Source organism: Dyadobacter sp. CY312 (assembly GCF_021390535.1).
GTDB lineage: Bacteria > Bacteroidota > Bacteroidia > Cytophagales > Spirosomataceae > Dyadobacter.
In genome coordinates this window covers 186,101-203,805 of the sequence record NZ_JAJUXG010000005.1, presented here as the reverse complement: position 1 = coordinate 203,805, position 17,705 = coordinate 186,101, and the positions used below count along the sequence as shown (strand labels likewise).

Sequence of the window (17,705 nt, the reverse complement as noted above, 5' to 3'; positions counted from 1 at the left end):
CATGAAAAAATTAATGATGCTAGGTGTTGGTTTTCTTTGGTGCTCTGCATTAGTGCAGGCACAGGAATACAAGACCAAACTTGCAAACAGCAAGGACCGCAAGGTGACCATTGAATTGGCTGCCAGCGAACTTAAGATTGAAGGTTACAATGGTGAGGAATTGATTATCCAGTCAAACTCCCCTATCCAAGCAACTCCGGAACGTGCAAAAGGATTGAAACCACTTTATTATTCTTCGGTAGACAACTCCGGAATCGGGCTTTCTGTAACACCAGATGCAGGTGGAATTAAAATAGAGAAGGCCACGAGAAACGCCATGAAATACACGATTAAGGTTCCTCGAAAGGTGTCTGTTCTATACCAGGAAGCCAACTGGCAGGGAGGCAGCACTATCACAATCAACAATCTGGACGGGGATCTGGAAATACGTACAAACACTGCTGACATTAACCTGCTTAACGTAACCGGGCCCGTTGTAGCAAACAGTACGAGCGGAGATATTAAAGTCGTTTATTCCAGTTTAAGTCAGCAAAAACCTACCGCTATATCGACAGTGAGCGGCGTTGTGGACATTTCGCTACCTGCGGCTACCAAGTCCACAATGAAATTGCAATCCATAAGTGGGGAAATTTATACAGATTTTGATCTTGGAATAAAAAAATCAAAAGACGGTTTAAATCAGATTGCCATCGGAAATAGTATTTCAGGAAGTACCAATGGCGGCGGTGTGGAGATGCAGCTGAACACGATTAATACCAATATTTACATTCGCAAGCAAAAATAACTGTTACACATTTAGCATCCATTTCCATGAAAAAGATATTCCTAATATTGTTTCTCAGTGCTATTTCCAGTTCTTTAATCGCACAAAAAATAATTGACAAAAAATTGCCCTGGTCCAAAAACCAGTTGGTAAATCTTCATCTGACATTTGCCGACAGTATTCGTGTACGATATTGGGATAAAGATGAAGTCTCCGTAAAAATTTCTGTTGACATCAATAGCGGCAAACTAAATGACGCGCTGCTTGTCAATACCAAATCCACATCCGATGAAGTGTTTCTTGACATAGATCTGGACAAAAAAATGCTAAAAGCAGGCAAAAAGGAAGATTGTCCCAACGATAAACCTACCAACACCTATGATCAGGATGGAGATCGTGTATATACTTGCGCCACATTACATTATGAGGTATTTCTGCCGCGCAGCGCAAAACTGAAACTGGAAACCATTAACGGAAATATTGACATTCAGGGTGCGGAAACCACTGTTATTGCAAAAACAATCAGCGGGTGGGTAGATATGACCTGGCCAAAAAACAAAGGGGCAAATCTTGCCATGCAAACAGTTACTGGCGAAGTCTATTCAGATCTCACCATTGATTTCAAAGATAAAAAACAGAAAAATCCAATTGTTGGATATATGCTCAAAGGTGAAGTGAATGGAGGCGGACCAGAGTTAAATTTAGAATCGGTTAGTAATAATGTATATCTACGAAACAGATAATACCAGCAGTTTTTGAATAAAAGCGCCGGTATATGCATTGTCCAAAACGACAAAAGCTGCCCTTTTGGAGCAGCTTTTGTCGTTTCAATGTTATCTTGGAATTAAGCCTTCGCAGCGTCGCGTAACGCTTTGATCTGATCGTGTGCAGAGTTAATTCCCTGCGCCTGGCTTCGTACTACTTCAACAGCATTAAAGGGTATATCACTGTCTGCCAATGCATCCTTGTAAGCTTTCTTGATGGCATCTTCACCACGTTCGGCTTCTGATAGAATGCTGGCACGGTCGCTACCGCCGAATAACGATTTAACGTCGATCCAGGCACGATGCAGGGTTCCGCTAACACTGTTTCCAGTTTCTACCTCATCAGGGGCGCCAACAATCGCCGCCAGTTCCTGACCATATTTACGACTTTGACTTGCGTAACCTTGAAAAAGCTCTTTCAGGTCGATGTTTTGATCGTCGATATCCGCGATCGCTTTTTCAAAACCAGCCACACGGTCATTATTAATTTCGATAAGTTCGTTAATCACACTTATTCCACTTTCTGAAGTTGCCATATCGGTTTTTATTTTTTGTTATGAATTGTGATCTAACCAATATCGTGCCAGTTGAAAATGCCATTCTTACAAGTTTTCCAGACTCATCCATGTGAGATTGAAATACCAATATGCATTAAGCCATACGAGCACCATGTCTGATCTGTAAATTTTAAACAACTGCCTTTCAAGCCAATGTAACTTTTTTCTAAAAACTTTGAACTTTTGTAAACCGACGTTTGTCTTTTGATAGCAACAATACTTTGCCATAAAGTAAAGTACCTGTGCCAACAAAAATGGGGGTGACTGGTATTGACAGCGGGCTGAGGTTCTGTGTGTAAGCATGTCGGGAGTTGAGAGTACCTCCCGTAAATAATATTCTCAAACAATATCTGGCGAATCTACTTACGCCATGGCTGCTTAATCCGGAGGATTAACCAAATGCCATCATCCCTCCAACCTACGTGCTGATGGTTGGGCTCCGGGGTGTCGCAAATCAGCGCTGGTTGAAATAGCGGTACGGAAATTCAACGAGACACTAGTATCTAAGGCCATGACGCGGGTCCGCCGTGCACCTTGTCTGGCTCGAAAACCTAATCACGGATAAGCATGTAGAAGGCGCAGGGTTTCCCTGTTCTGGACCAGGGTTCGAATCCCTGCATCTCCACTGATTGAAAGATCAAAATTACTTAAAATCCCGTAAATCGTTGATTTACGGGATTTTTCTTTTTCCCAAACACCCAAAATATTCATTATTTACCAAGTTTCAAGGGGCCAATTCGGTGCACCAAGTTATTGAAATTTTCGGTGCACCGAATTGACATGTAACAAATTGTAATTCAGTAAGATGTAAACTTAATTAACATCTTGACATGCACATTTAAAACAATCTATGTTTAATCTAAAAAATCTATTAGGAAAGCAAAAATGAGTGTTTACGGTAAAAATCTTCTCTCCTTTCTCCAACTGCATTTACTTTTGCCCATACGACTTCACTTCTTATTGTATTGGGGAAGTTCAGCCTTGGGCAATAAACTTAAGAAAAATGAAGCTTGTTTCGGAATCACAAGTCATATCGGTCGTTCAAAACTCTGTAATACTGAGAGCTGACGCAAGTGTAAAAATGAGCTATGGATTTTTTACAAATATAGAAGTAGCCCAAGCATTTTTTGTCCCGTCTGAAATGAAGGTGGGTTCGCCATTTTTCCAATAAGTGGCCCTTTCAAATGGAGAGCCATTGCCGATTCCAGCCACGTAAATGTCATTATTAAATACGAAAATATCCGAAGCCCTAGTGCCGGAAGGCAAGGTGTTTGGAACTCCGTTTTTCCAGATTTTGGCTTCACTTGCTACTCCTCCCTTTTCTAGATACCTTTCTACATACCCTACAATGAAAACGTCACTGCCAACGATTGCTATATCTTCCGCCATAGAAAGATTCTCGGAATGATCGGTTAGAGAAACTTCGACTCCATTCTTCCAGTATTTAGCGTACAAATGTCCATTAGGGTAACTACCCCCCCAACCCACCACATGTACATCGTTGCCTATTACCGAAATTGCCAATGCAGCCGATATATCTGTATCTTTTCCAAGCGTTACCCGACTTCCATTTTTCCAGTATCTAGCCACTCCACTCTTGTCATTAGAGGCCATGCCAGCAAGATATACGTCATTTCCAGAAAGGAAAATTCCTGCTGCACCACCGTTAACAGCATCAGCTAAGACCACAGCTTCCCCGTTTTTCCAATAGGTTGCATAGTTAGGACTAGAGTAAGGTCTATTGTCCATTTGACCCGCACCAGTTATGTACACATCTTGACCAAAGATCTTTATTTCCCCTACCCATGCCGGCGTCATATTTTTCGTTAGAGGGGTTAAAATTCCATTTTTCCAATATTGCCCGAACGCACCAGTATTATCTCTGTGAGCCTGGCCTAACACATGTATATCTGAGCCTAATACAGCAATAGATTCGGCGCTCGGAAAGTATGGCGATGTAACCAGCTCTACGGCTTTATCATTTTTCCAATATTGCGCGGTGTAGATTCCATTTGCCGATCGGGAAGCACCAGCCAAGTAGATATCGGGCCTAATTGGTTCTATATCTTGCTTTGTTTTCCTTTTGCATGACAAACAAAACGTGCAAAGAATCAGAATAGCGCAGATGTTTTTCATTTTTATGGAAGGTTGTTTACAGCTTAAGGTATTCGTTGAATGTGAATTACCAAATTCTAATTCAATGGTTGTCAAGTGTTGTACAAATTACGGTTGGTTTTTTGAGACTAAATTACAGCACCCAAAACTATTCTTGTTGACCGTTAAGATAATGATAGTGCTCTTGGGAGCCTGATGAAAATCGTTGGATAAACACAGGTGTGTTGTGTTCTTCCTTTGTCTGATCAAAATATTTGTTTTCCATAGACCAATCATATATCTCTTTATCCATAGGATAGCAAGTTAGTATTCCAGAAAGTGTATACAATTCGATCAATTGTTCGGAACATTTTCAATCTTGATGCAGCTGTTGTAATTGATTGAGTTCTTATCCTCGTTGGGGCTCTTTTAGTAACCGGAAAGCATAGCGCTAAGAGATTTTAATATTATCTGCTTAGAAGTTTTGTCTCAATGAAATTATTTATCACTCAAGTTTTCCAATAGTAATTTGATATTTCCTGTTACCGCCTTTGCATCATCCCTGTGTATAAAGTGTCCGCTGTTGGAGAGATAAATAAGTGATCCGCCTTTACTGGAGGAATAGATAAACTTCCTCCATCTTTCTATATTGACATGGATCCTTTCAGTGAAAAAGGCTTCATGATCATAATCTTTGCTTCTTCTGTCGAGGGGAACTTCGAACTTTCCGCCCATAAAAAAGTAGATTGGAACCTGTGGTAATGGCATATTTTTTACTTCCGCAAAGTCAGTCCGTCTCAGCTGGCCGAGCACTTGACTTTCGCTCCAGGTACCATAATGAAGTGAATCTACTTTTGACGGTACATAAAGACGGTTGTATATCATTTCATCAATCCGTTTTTCAGGAACGCCTATTGTACGAAAAATCTGGTTCCAGTTTTCTTTTGTCTCAGTAAAATCTGCCGGGTCAATAAATACTAGTCCTGCAATGTCTGCCGGGTAAAAGCCTGCGAATCCTCTTGCATAAAGTCCGCCCATGGAATGACCAACTAATACATACGGAGGTGGAATTCTTAAAGTATTCAGGATGGCCTTTAGGTTTTCTGCTACCCGTTTAATCGTGGGCATTTCAAAATCTCCATCTGTTTTTTCCACGTTAGCCCTATCATAGGCAACCACAGGCGCTGTCTTGGCTAATTCATCTAAAACTGTATCCCAGCTGCCAAGCCCAACACCCATTCCATTTTCAAAAATCAGCACAGGAGAATTGACTTTTCTGCTATCCAATCCCTTTGTGTAAACATTGAAATTGATTCCATTCACTTTAACCAGCTTTTCCTGGGAAAAGGCTTTTATAGAAAAGCAGATGCAGAAAAGATAAATAAGGGGTTTCATTTACGTTGAAAGTTTGGACATTGACAAACAATCATGGAGTACAAGGCTTCTGACTTTCGACCTTTGTTAGTTGATTTAATAACAACTCCCGCATGACGGAGGACTTTGTAAAATAGCCTACAGCTTCCAATCTGAAATGAATTCATAATCTCATTCGCTGACAGTTGACCCAATCCGTATTAAACAGAGTTCGCGTTAACTAATATGCAAACGGGGAAATATTCAATTGAACAGCACCCCGTTTGCAATCACTTCCATACAATTTACTCTTTCACAAATTTTAAGGTCTCGACTTTGCCGCTCTGATCTGTAATATTAACGATATACATACCACTTGCCAGTGGCCTTACGTCAAGCCCTTTTTCTGGAAATGACGCTGCACTGAAAACAAGTATTCCATTCACATTGTACAATTTTACTGAATTGACAGTCGGGCCGTCTTTAATAAATAGTTTCTCTGATACCGGGTTGGGATATGCCGACAGGCGTTTGCTTTCAAAGTGAACTGAGACTATTTTACTATATGCAAAAGAGCCATCGACATCCACCATTTTCAAGCGGTATAGGTTTTCTCCGCTGAGCGGTTGTGTATCTGTGTAGGTATAGTTCTGTAACATACTACTCTCACCAACAGCAGCAACATCCCCTGTTTCAACCCATTTCAAATTCTTGTCGCTGCGTTCGATCTTGAAATGACTGCTGTTAGTCTCAGAAGTCGTTTGCCAGCTGAGCAGTATCTGCCCTTCATGTTTTTCCGCTCCAAAACGGATCAGCGTCACAGGCAGTGGATCCAGCACTACTTTAAGAATCAACGTTCCTGTTACATTATTATAGGTTGTATTCCAGACTCTGGGTGCAACAGGAGGTAGATTGACAGTGGTAAAAGAGCCCGAAATCGATCCGGCATCAATGACAGTAAATTCGTCATTAAGTACAGGTGTGTAACCAGCCCCCAGGGTTACATTCAATGTTCCGCTCAGGCTTAAAGCACCCGATACCAACAGCTGGTCGTAACCGGTGCCTGGCGTAGTGCCAGCCAGCTCGATGTTCACGATATTATTAGAGGCAGCGGCTCCGCTAACAGATAGAATACCAGGTGAATTTCCCGGAGCGATGATGCCACTGCTCGTGGTTGTGCTGCTGGTAATTGTTCCGGATCCCGCCAGTGTTCCCGTTGAGGTGACGGCTCCTGTTACGCTCAGTGCGCCATTGATGATAAGCTGCCCAGAATTGGTCAGGATTCCGGAAGTTGCGTTCACACCGGAAGGTAAAATTACTGTTGCATCTGCTGCGATCTGAACCGAACCCGCAGAGGAAGTTGGTGCGGATGTGGCCGTAATCCAGTACGACTGATCGGCCGATGACTGCCAGGTAGCTGCAACATTCCAATTGCCTGACAAAGTCAATTTGCGGAAATAATTGGATGCTTCTGTTGTGCGGTAAATCGTATACAGTGGTGCAGAGGTATAGTTCTGATTCACATTTGGTATTGTGCCCGCTGGATTTGTAAGATCAAGACGCACCGTGCCATTTCCACCGGAAACAGCAATGTCGACCGTGTAGGTTGTTCCGGATCCTGAAACCGCGCTCACCGTCGCCGTTGCAGCTCCTGTAACGGTAACGCTAAAATCATCCGTACTTACTCCTGTAACGGACTGCGCAAAAACCACGTCGTATGATATCGTATTTGCGTTCGTTGGCGTGGTGCCAACCCGGGCCATAGACACGACTCGCGTTTTCGTATAGAAATTGACTTCGTTACCATAAGTCGTTCCCACGGCATTTGTCGCGTAAGCGCGGACATATATTCTGGTCCCTTCCTGCAAACTGCCCACTGTTGCATTGAAGGCGCCTGTTCCTGAGGTATTCTGAACCTTGTTATTAGCAATGGTCGGGCCCGAGGCAATGCCCCAAACAATGCCGCGATCTGTTACAGAAAGACCACCATCACTGGTTACATTTCCTCCTAAGGCGGCAGAAGTTGTACCGATTGTAGCTGCGGAGGCCGTTGTTACAGTAGGCGTTACGGGAGTTGCAGCGGTAGTAAAAGCAAAATCGGTAGCCGCTGAAAGTCCTGCGAAAGGTCTTCCGTCCGCATCGACGAACGCTCCTTTATCGATCAAAATATAAAAAGTTGTGACCCCGTCCAGATCGGCTGTTGGGTTAATGGTAATCGAAGGAGAATTACCGCCAGTCACCTGAGTGTTGTTTACAGGTATTGTTGCGAAAGTGGTGTTATTGGCACGTTTGATCACGATATTTTTCCCAGCCACCACATTAAGTGCTTTATCAAAATTGAGCACGATATTGGCACTTACCGATACACTGCCACTATTTTTAACGGGAGAAGTGGATGTAAGTTTGGCAGCAGCGCCGGTTTGAATCAAAAGTACGTTGGCATTGGCATTATCCCATTGTGTATTGAAAACGTCGTCATCGCCGTCATGATCCCAGTCTGCTACAAATGCCTTGGTGGCGGTATTGTAAAAAGGGCTTTTGTATGTCAGCAGATCAAATGGATTATCGTTGCCGGAGACGCTGGAGAATGTTCCTGACCCATTGTTGCGATAAAAAAAGAAGTTACTATTATTTGCCGTGGCCTGGATATCAATGTCTCCATCTGCATCAAAGTCACCATAGATAAACTGGTTAAACGCTATGTTTTGCGGAATTGCATTAAACGGGCTGTTTGCTCCGGTCTCTTTGGCGAAAACACCATTAGTATTTCGCAGAAACACATTAAGGACATTGTTATCATACTTTGAAAGATAAATGTCGTCATCACCATCGTTATCCCAGTCAGCCACATGTGCGAATGCCGCGGAAGCGTAGAAACCGCCTACATAACCAAGATTCCGGAAAGGATTTTGTGTATTATCTGTCAGCTTTGCGAATCCTCCGCTTCCATTGTTCACCCAAAAGTCATTGGCGTGATTAAGGTCACCATCCCATGTGTCCAAGTCAATATCACCGTCATTATCAAAATCTCCAAAAATAATCTGTGTATTTTGAGCTATTGTGATTCCATTAAATGGGCTGTTCGCTCCTTTCTTTTCTACGAACGTCCCATTGTTATTCTGATAAAATATATTCTTGTCACCACCCCTGAGTGTAGCCAGTACATCGACGTCTCCATCATTGTCGAAATCAGCCACGAAAGTAAATTGCTTATTAGCAAAGGCGGCTTTGTTGGTTAGATCTCTGAAAGGGTTGCTAGCCAAATTGGTAGCCTTCGTGAAGGTGCCATTCCCATTGTTCTGCCAAAAATCATTGTTATTGCCGGGCCCCGGGTAAGAATGAATATCTACATCCCCATCGTTGTCGAAATCCCCGTAAATTAATTCTGTTTGCCCACTTGCTATAAAGTTTTGTAGTGGGCTACTACTCCCAAGAAGGGCCGAAAACTTAGGTATGAGCAAACCGTCGTAAAAAGTTGGGGCCAGGACACCGTGGTGGTCCACCGATCCTGCTACGTATTCCAGGCTCCAGTTACCACCATTCTTAGCTCCACCGGTAGGGTCTGTTGATGCAGCTACTGACATGGACAGATGTTCCGACAGACTTCTGACAAAAGCCTGACCTTTCTTTCCAGATGCAAGATCACAACTGTAGATCAGCAGCTCGGCGTCAATTGCAGTAGAAGTTTTTAACGTTTGCCAGAAGTCACGGTACTGAGCAATATTGCTTTGCTGAAGATGAATACCAGCCAGAATTAAGTCGCCATCACTCCCGTGGGTAAGCAAATGAATGCGTTTAAGACCACTGTACTTGGTGAGTTTCGTTTTCAGATCAATTAGAGAATTTCCGGCCAGAACCACGGTGATGTCTTTGGGCAGATCTTTGAGTAGCGTTTGGTAGTTCAGAAGTGACTGATCAACAATTACCACTTCTGTCTCTTGGGGTGAATATTTACTGACATTATCAGTAAAGAACACATTGATTAGTACAATACCGACCAATAAAGGTATGTTGGTAAACCAGTTTTTCATATAAAATGGGGAAAGTTGAGACTTATGAATAAAGGCCACAAGCACAACCGATATACTCTGACAGACAACCTAATACAATTAAAAAAATTATATTTAAACTTTTTAAAACACATTGATATACAAAGTATTGGATTTTCCACCGGGCCGGCATTCTGGTAGCGGTGCTATCCGTTCATTTCATTTAACCAATGGTGCCACACCCAGGAAGGTAGCATGTATTATACTGAATTTGGGCTCTTGAAGTTTGTCGGGGCCGAATAGAAGAATTAAGCCCTTGGAACAATTATCTTTTTGAATAAATAGAAGTCTTCCGAATGGCTGGCGTATCCGATTTACTAACTGAATTCATTTAAGAGGCATCAGCTCATTATACCTGGTATCGGATGCGGAACCTCCCAATATTTTCACATATAGGTGGTAATCTTGGTCATAGAATGTATTCCATTGTACACGCCTGTACTCAAAAACGAAGAATTCCAATCTGGATAGTCTCCATCCCCTAACGTATGCCTGACTTTACCTTCCGCCCTCAAAAGAGCTCTTTCTAAAGCGTCCCTGACAAGACTTTCCTGCTATTAGCACCTAACTTCCAGCTAACAATCTGATGCGAGAATAACAGGGTGCCGTGAGCTCCATCCAGACACAGAAGCATACCCATTTGCCGCCTTTTAGAGGCATGTACGTAATATTGAAAACTAGTGTTTTTTGCTCTGATCTAAATTGGTCGATTGCCCGGCTGAATAGTTTTTTGATATGCGGAATTTTATCCTGCTCACTAGCTACTTAGAATAAACCAATACTCCCATTGAATAACTCATCACAGCAGTTATCTCAACCTCTATTGTGGCGGACCTGCATGCTGTATAGCTTTCTTTCACATTTCTGAATTTATCCTCACAAAATTCGGCCAACGTCTGCATAAATTGATTTTACAGATTACGGTTAGGCTTACCATTTTTACCTGCTAAGATTTCGAGGGTAGTTCAGCTTATCAGCGTGCTGTTTACCCGTAAAATTGGTAAGAATAACAGTGATTGGTATAACCATATTAAGATCAATGAAGGTGAGCTTTGCAGAATGAAATATATTCTTTTAATAACGTTCTGCCTGAGCGGCCAGCAGGGTTTAACTGAAAACAAAAAAACTAAAATGGAAATAAATACAATCGGCGACGAAGCTGCTGCGCTTGCCACAGTGAGGCAATTAGCGCAGCTCATGATAGCACGGGATATCATTTCCATGAACCTTATTTTGGATCAACATTACAAGCTTACTCACATGACGGGTTATGTGCAATCAAAATCAGAATGGTTTCTCGAAGTGCACAAGGAAAGCATGAAGTATTATTCAGCACAAGAGGTCGATCACAATGTAAAATTGAATGGTAAACAAGCGGATGTAATCATAAGAAACAGGGTTGATGCGCGCATTTGGGGCAGCAGGAATACATGGAACTTACAACAAAAACTAAAACTGGAAAAACGTCATGGAAAGTGGATCATCCTACAATCCGTCGCTTCCACATTTTGATAAACCTCGAACACAAACTCACAAAAATTGATCATACAAATTTCAGCAGACCAGACCAATCTGGTATGATACAGATTACAGTTTTCGTTACCAATATTACCGATTTGCTCAAATGTACTTTTCGATAGCAAGTGTAGTGTTTAACTTTGAGTTAACATTCATTAAAGGATTATGGAAGAAATTGTTAAGCTTGATAACGTTACCGCCTACAACAACATGCGTGGCGTAAAAACCCTGCACCCGTTGGTAACCCTGCTAGACTTGTCCAAAGCAGCCGCAATGCCTGCCAAGACCTTTAATTTTGGTCTGTACGCAGTGTATTTGAAAGAGCTTAATTGTGGAGAATTGAAATATGGCCGTAACCATTACGATTATCAGGAAGGTACGCTGGTATTTATCGCACCTGGTCAGGTAATGGGTGTGCAGCCGGGTGTCAAAACATTTGAGCCAAAAGGCTGGGCAATGCTTTTCCACCCCGATCTCATTAAGGGAACACCGCTAGGAAGGCACATTCAGGATTACTCGTTTTTTTCCTATGACGTCAATGAAGCCTTACACGTCTCTGACAAAGAAAGACAAATCATTCTGGACGTGTTCGCCATTATTCAACACGAACTGGACCAGTCTATCGACAAGCATAGCCGCAAACTGATTTCATCCAATATTGAGCTACTGCTTGATTACTGCAACCGTTTTTATGACCGTCAGTTTATTACGCGCGACCATTCGAATAACAGCATCGTCGAGCGTTTTGAAGGTGTTTTAAATGGTTATTATTCATCCGAAAAACCCTTCGAAAACGGTCTGCCGTCGGTAGCCTGGTGTGCATCAGAGCTGAATCTTTCGGCCAATTATTTCGGGGATGTTATTAAAAAGGAAACCGGCAAAACTGCCCAGGAATATATTCAGGAGAAAGTAATTGATATTGCTAAGGAACGTATTTTTGATTTGGAAAAATCAGTGTCCCAAGTGGCTTATGACCTGGGGTTTAAGTATCCGCAGCATTTCTCACGGCTTTTTAAGCAGCGCGTCGGCTGTACACCTAATGAGTACCGGGTGCTGAAATGAAAGAAAGATCGAAATCTGATTTGAAGTTCACGGTCCTCTCACTAATTGCGATACATTTTCAAGAAGAAGTTATTTAAAGTTTGCCTGAGAAGGGATAAACCCCGGGCTGTTTCAAGTGGCCCGCCGTTATAAATTTCTATGACGTTAGCCTTAATTGGGCTTGCTAATACCAATATTTGCATTCACATGAGTCCCTGGATTTGCGATCCAGTGGGCGACGAAGGCTGCAATACCAATATCCCACAAATTACTTTTAACCACCGAATTATTGGCAACGGATGCCTGATTGATTACATCTGTATTCATGCAAAAAAAGCCTGATCATCTTGACCAGACTTCTCTTCTCCTTAGTATCAAAAAACCAACTATTCTACTCCGCAATTCATCAAGGCAATGCAAATGCCATCAAATATCCAGACGGATTTTCAGTAGTCCCGCCAACGGAAAGTGCGACAAATTGTTTTCCGTTAACCTCATAAGTGCAAGCAGTAGCGTTGGCTAGTGCAGGAAGTGTCGTCTGCCAAAGTAGTTTACCGGTTGATTTGTCTAAGGCGCGCAGCTTTTTATCGTCCGTCCCACTGATGAATATCAAACCACCAGCTGTTACAATGGGCCCGGCTTTACCTTCCTGACCGGTTTCAGGTGCACCTTTTGCCTGGAGTGCTTCATCATTACCCAGCGGTATCTGCCATTCATATTCACCTGTGGAAAGGTTCAGCGCATGCAATGTTCCCCACGGCGGGGTGATGGCCGGATTGCCGCTCGGATCTTTCCAGGTTTTATAACCCGTTGAATTCAGATACTGATCGGCATGTGCGTTGCGGTCGATTGTTCCCAGCTGGCTTGAAACACTCGATTTCACTGCCGACTCGCTGCTTGCTTTCGTTTGATCTCCCTTGATGATCGTAATGATGTCGGGAGCATCATTAGATTTGATGTATAAAAAATTCGTTGCCGGATCAAACGCAGCACCGCCCCATTCTCCACCACCACGTGTGCCGGGTAGTTGCAGCGTGCCTTTCAGGTCAGGTGGAGTATAAAGCCCTTCGTAGCGCATAGACCTGAATTTAACGACGAGCGAATCATGATCCGCCGGTGAGTAACTGGTAAGGTCTGCTTCGGTGATCCACTGGCGTGCAAAAGGTTTTGGCTTGACCGGGAAGGGCTGTGTGGGCGATGCACTTTCCCCGGGAAGGTTGGATGCAGGCACTTTTCTTTCCTCAATATCATACAAAGGTTTTCCGGTTTCTCTGTCGAATACGAAGACAAATCCCTGTTTGGTAATCTGTGCGACTGCGTCGATGTTTCGGGGCCGACCGTCGGGTCCGTCCTGTTTAATCGTAACAAGGTTTGGTGGTGCAGGCAGATCGTAGTCCCACAGGTCATGATGCACCGTTTGAAAATGCCATACATGTTTTCCGCTGGCTGCATCAAGTGCCAGCACACAATTGCCATACAGGTTTTCCCCTTTCCGGTCGGTTCCGTAAAAATCATAGGAAGGTGAACCCAGTGCAAGAAAAACCATTCCTCTTTTCTGATCCAGACTCATACCTGCCCAGTTATTGACACCACCCACTACTTTGTATGCGTCCTTTGACCAGGTTTCATAACCGGGTTCACCCGGAAGTGGCACAGTATGAAACGTCCACACAAGCTTTCCTGTCAAGCAACTGTATGCCCTGATATAACCGGGCTGCGCACCGTACACATCCGGCACACGGCAGCCCATGATGATCAGATCCTTGTAAATAATCCCCGGGGAAGTAGAAGAGACGTAGATGTCTTTTGCGCTATCCCTAAGTCCAATCCTCATATCCACTTTTCCTGCTTTGCCAAAGGAAGTGACCGGTTTTCCGGTAGCTGCATTCAATGCAAAAAGCTGGTTGTTGGCTGTAAACAGGATACGCTTATCCGGTGCGCCGGTCCGAGCTCCCTTTTCCCAGTAAGTGAGTCCGCGATTTACTTCGCCGCCACTCTCTTTTCCGTTAAAAGGATCAAATGACCACAACTGTTTTCCCGTTGCAGCATCAACAGCATAAGCATGCTGACTGGCAGAAGTAGCATACATAATACCATCGACGATTATGGGGTTACACTGACTGGGCCGCGTTCCTGCCGCATTGTCTTTAATAGCCAACGTCCAGGCAGGTTTTAACTGACTTACATTCGAAACATTGATCTGATCCAAAGGAGAGTAGTTGGAGCTGGCCGCATCTGCTTTATAGACCGACCAGGTTCTGTCTTTCTCATTCTGTCCATGCGCGCTTGGTGCATAAAAAATATAGCCTATCAGCAAGAGGGCTTGAAAAGTCCACTTGCTCAACTTCAATTCATTGGTTTGTAATAAATTCATTTTAAGATAGATTGACAAATTCTCGTTTAACCTTAAACCTTGTTCTTTAATATCTTATCCAGCGTAACAGGATAATCACGTACCCTTACACCCGTAGCATTGTAAACCGCATTAGCGATTGCGGCTGCCACGCCGCAAAGGCCGAGCTCCCCTATTCCTTGGGCTTTCATTGGCGACATGGTCGGGTCGATATCTTCCAGAAGAACAACTTCCTGATAAGGAATATCTGCGTGAACAGGGACTTCGTAGCCAGCCAGATCATGGTTCACAAAAAAACCTACGTTTTTATCAACGACCATTTCTTCCATCAATGCTGCCCCAACACCCATGGTCATTGCGCCAATCACCTGGCTTCGAGCTGTTTTGGGGTTGAGTATTCTGCCGGCGTGGCAAACAGCAACCATCCGCCGGACCCTGATTTCGAACGTATAGGCATGGACTGCAACTTCTACAAAGTGTGCGCCGAAAGTCGTCTGAGCAAATTCTTTTGAAAGCTCTCCGTAAGTGATCTCATCCTGAGCTATCAGGTCGCCACTTTTAGCAGCATCACCCAGCGCAAAGCTGCGATCATCTGCACTTACCTTTCCATCGGAAAACTGCGCCTTTTCCACGTCAAGTCCGAGCTGATTTGCGACTGCCTCTCTGAGTTTCACACATGCCGCATAGACGCCCGAAGTGGATGAAGCAGCACCCCATTGCCCACCCGAGCCGGGAGATTCCGGAAATGATGAATCCCCAATTCTGACGGTCACTTGATCCAGTCCAACTCCCATCATTTCGGCAGCGGTTTGCCCGATAATGGTGTAGCTTCCTGTACCAATATCTGTCATATCTGTTTCCACAGTGATACTGCCACTTTTGTCAAGTCGGACTCGAGCAGCTGATTTGGCAATAGGTGCACCGCGAATTGCAGAGGCAACGCCCATTCCAATAAGCCATTGCCCTTCCTGTATGCTGCCTGGTTTAGTCTGACGCTTCTCCCAACCAAACTTTTCAGCGCCTGTTTGTAAACACTCTATAAGCTTGCGGGTCGAAAATTTCCGTCCTGGTTTTTCAGGATCTTCCTGTGTATCGTTCTTAATCCTGAATGCAACTGGATCTATGTTAAGCTTTTCTGCCATTTCGTCCATGGCGATTTCCAACGCCATCATGCCTGGTGCCTCGCCCGGAGACCGCATCGCGTTTCCTTCCGCAAGGTCCAAAACGGCTAGTTTCAAACGGGTCAGCCGGTTTGCACCAGCATATAAAAGCCGGGTTGATGCCGTAGCCGGCTCGGTTCTTCCTCCCGGCAGGTTGCCCGACCAGCTTTCGTGACCAATGGCTGTTATCCTGCCATCACGATCAGCCCCGATGCGGATACGCTGAATGGTTTTGGGACGGTGAATCGTATTATTAAACATCAATGGGCGCTGCAATGCCAGTTTAACCGGACGGCCTACCGCCCGCGCAGCAAGGCTGGCTGCTACAAGATCAGCCAGTACTGTACCTTTCCCGCCAAACCCTCCGCCAATGTAAGATGCGATCAACCGCACGTTCTCCTTTGGTATTCCAAGAATATTGGCCAGGTCACGTACGCCCCAGTTCATCTGCTGAATGGAACACCAGCAGGTAAGCTTGTCTCCCTCCCATTTGGCAATGGTCGCATGAGGCTCCATCATGGCGTGTGCCTGATCCGGTGTGGTATAAATTTCATCCAGTGTCACCTGGGCGGTTTTGAATGCACCTTCGAAATCACCCGTAAGCGTCTGTGGTGGTGGCCCGAACTGGGATGGCGCGGGCTGTTGGGCGGAGTCTTTGAGCGCTTCGAGATCGAAAGAACCTTTTGATTTTTTATAACCTACTTTCAAAAGGGAAGCTGCGTAGCGAGCCTGCTCAAAAGTTTCTGCCACAACAACGGCGACAGCCTGATGGTAGTGATCAATCTGTGGGCCTGCCAAAAAACGGCTGACATAAAATTTACCTGTTTGCAATGGTCCTGCGTTTTCGGCCGTGACAATAGCCAGTACGCCGGGTGCTGCCTTCGCCACCGACTGGTCAATCCGTGTGATGCTACCTTTGGAGATCGCCGAACCAAGTATGTACCCGTAGGCGGCATTGGTTACCTCTCCATGATATTCGTAAGCATATCTTGCGCTGCCTGTTGTTTTCAAGGGTCCCTCAATACGGTCAGCAGGTTTGCCTACGACTTTAAGCTGGTCAATCGGGTTGATACCCGCAGGTGTTTCAAATTTCATATCAGCTCCTGTTTTCTTTTAAAGTCCCGTCAATGGTGCGCTCTACAAGAGTGAGCTTAAAAGCATTTTCACCGGTAGGTCTGGCGCCTTCCATGAGCTTGGATGTAAATTCTTTTGCGCCTGACCGGATCAATTTCTCGGCAGAAGTGTTACGCCACGGTTTGGGCGCAACTCCGCCAACAGCGATCTTTCCACTGCCATCCTTAAACAGAATCGCGCCCACTGAAACAAGTGCAAAGGCGTAGGAAGCCCGGTCTCTCACTTTATGATAGACATGGATTCCACCAACCGGTGCTGGTAACACCACAGCGGTGATCAATTCATTTTTTTCCAGCGTTGTTTCCAAATGCGGCGTTTTGCCAGGAAGCCAGTAAAACTCGGAAATTGGGATTTGTCGCGTCTTCCCATCCGGTTTTACGGTTTCGACAATAGCGTCCAGAGCCATCATGGCAACCGCCATATCACTCGGGTGCGTGGCTATGCACGTATCACTGCAACCAATAACAGCCAACTGGCGGCTGAAACCGGCAATCGCAGAACATCCACTTCCGGGTGATCGCTTGTTACATGGCTGGTTGGTATCATAAAAGTATGGGCAGCGGGTGCGCTGCAAAAGATTACCCGCCGTTGTCGCTTTATTGCGAAGCTGTCCGGATGCACCTGCCAGCAGCGCCCTTGACAAAATAGCATAATCTGCTCGTACCCGCTCATCGGCGGCGAGGTCTGTATTGCGAACCATTGCCCCGATCCTGAGCCCACCATCAATTGTTGGCTGAATTCTATCAAGTCCGATCCTCCCGATATCGATCAGATGGGTTGGCGTCTCGATCTGCAATTTCATCAGATCAAGAAGGTTGGTGCCACCGGCCAGGAATTTTGCTCCCGGTTTGCCTGCCGCTGCCGCAGCCTGCGCAGGCGTTTCCACGCGCTCGTAGGTGAATGGTTTCATGTAGATACA

12 protein-coding genes and 1 other RNA gene are annotated in these 17,705 nt (G+C 44.6%); 5 read left to right on the top strand and 8 right to left on the bottom strand.

The window, feature by feature from the left end; translation table 11 throughout:
• Position 1: 1 nt before the first annotated feature.
• Together LZG71_RS08530 and LZG71_RS08525 are read left to right on the top strand one after the other, a co-directional pair.
• Positions 2 to 784: a DUF4097 family beta strand repeat-containing protein gene (locus tag LZG71_RS08530; RefSeq protein WP_233819023.1), complete on the top strand. Its 783-nt coding sequence runs from the start codon at positions 2 to 4 to the stop codon at positions 782 to 784.
• Positions 785 to 810: 26 nt separating this feature from the next.
• Entirely contained in the window at positions 811 to 1,506 is a 696-nt protein-coding gene (locus tag LZG71_RS08525) for a hypothetical protein (RefSeq protein ID WP_233819021.1), read from the top strand.
• Positions 1,507 to 1,607: 101 nt separating this feature from the next.
• Here the strand turns inward: LZG71_RS08525 and LZG71_RS08520 are convergent, their stop codons facing one another.
• Positions 1,608 to 2,063: a PA2169 family four-helix-bundle protein gene (locus LZG71_RS08520; RefSeq protein WP_233819019.1), complete on the bottom strand. Its 456-nt coding sequence runs from the start codon at positions 2,061 to 2,063 to the stop codon at positions 1,608 to 1,610.
• Between the two features lie 277 nt (positions 2,064 to 2,340).
• Here LZG71_RS08520 and ssrA point away from each other — a divergent pair.
• Positions 2,341 to 2,712: a transfer-messenger RNA gene (gene ssrA, locus LZG71_RS08515) on the top strand.
• Between the two features lie 458 nt (positions 2,713 to 3,170).
• On the opposite strand, the gene LZG71_RS08510 is transcribed toward ssrA, so the two are convergent.
• The 3 genes from LZG71_RS08510 to LZG71_RS08500 all read right to left on the bottom strand — a co-directional run bounded on the left by LZG71_RS08510 (position 3,171) and on the right by LZG71_RS08500 (position 9,562).
• Positions 3,171 to 4,220: a hypothetical protein gene (locus LZG71_RS08510; protein WP_233819016.1), complete on the bottom strand. Its 1,050-nt coding sequence runs from the start codon at positions 4,218 to 4,220 to the stop codon at positions 3,171 to 3,173.
• Positions 4,221 to 4,676: 456 nt separating this feature from the next.
• Positions 4,677 to 5,573 carry an alpha/beta fold hydrolase gene (locus tag LZG71_RS08505; RefSeq protein WP_233819014.1) on the bottom strand — a complete coding sequence of 299 codons (897 nt, stop codon included), beginning with the start codon at positions 5,571 to 5,573 and terminating at the stop codon, positions 4,677 to 4,679.
• A gap of 263 nt (positions 5,574 to 5,836) precedes the next feature.
• Positions 5,837 to 9,562, bottom strand: coding sequence for a DUF4347 domain-containing protein (locus LZG71_RS08500; RefSeq protein WP_233819012.1), 3,726 nt, complete (start codon positions 9,560 to 9,562; stop codon positions 5,837 to 5,839).
• A gap of 1,149 nt (positions 9,563 to 10,711) precedes the next feature.
• On the opposite strand from LZG71_RS08500, the gene LZG71_RS08495 reads away from it, so the two are divergent.
• On the top strand, positions 10,712 to 11,092 hold the full coding sequence (locus LZG71_RS08495; protein ID WP_233819009.1) for a nuclear transport factor 2 family protein: 381 nt from the start codon (positions 10,712 to 10,714) through the stop codon (positions 11,090 to 11,092).
• A gap of 171 nt (positions 11,093 to 11,263) precedes the next feature.
• The gene (locus LZG71_RS08490; protein WP_233819008.1) at positions 11,264 to 12,160 is read left to right on the top strand and encodes an AraC family transcriptional regulator; all 897 of its coding nucleotides are present in this window, start codon (positions 11,264 to 11,266) and stop codon (positions 12,158 to 12,160) included.
• A 150-nt stretch (positions 12,161 to 12,310) separates the two neighbouring features.
• On the opposite strand, the gene LZG71_RS08485 is transcribed toward LZG71_RS08490, so the two are convergent.
• The 4 genes from LZG71_RS08485 to LZG71_RS08470 all read right to left on the bottom strand — a co-directional run bounded on the left by LZG71_RS08485 (position 12,311) and on the right by LZG71_RS08470 (position 17,696).
• Positions 12,311 to 12,466, bottom strand: a complete 156-nt coding sequence (locus tag LZG71_RS08485; RefSeq protein ID WP_233819006.1) for a hypothetical protein — start codon at positions 12,464 to 12,466, stop codon at positions 12,311 to 12,313.
• A gap of 79 nt (positions 12,467 to 12,545) precedes the next feature.
• Positions 12,546 to 14,513: a pyrroloquinoline quinone-dependent dehydrogenase gene (locus LZG71_RS08480; protein ID WP_233819004.1), complete on the bottom strand. Its 1,968-nt coding sequence runs from the start codon at positions 14,511 to 14,513 to the stop codon at positions 12,546 to 12,548.
• A gap of 32 nt (positions 14,514 to 14,545) precedes the next feature.
• Positions 14,546 to 16,747 (bottom strand): aldehyde oxidoreductase molybdenum-binding subunit PaoC, encoded by a 2,202-nt coding sequence (gene paoC, locus LZG71_RS08475; RefSeq protein ID WP_233819002.1) that lies wholly within the window; start codon positions 16,745 to 16,747, stop codon positions 14,546 to 14,548.
• 1 nt (position 16,748) lies between these two features.
• Complete coding sequence (locus LZG71_RS08470; RefSeq protein ID WP_233819000.1) at positions 16,749 to 17,696, bottom strand: xanthine dehydrogenase family protein subunit M; 948 nt, start codon at positions 17,694 to 17,696, stop codon at positions 16,749 to 16,751.
• Between the last annotated feature and the right edge of the window lie 9 nt (positions 17,697 to 17,705).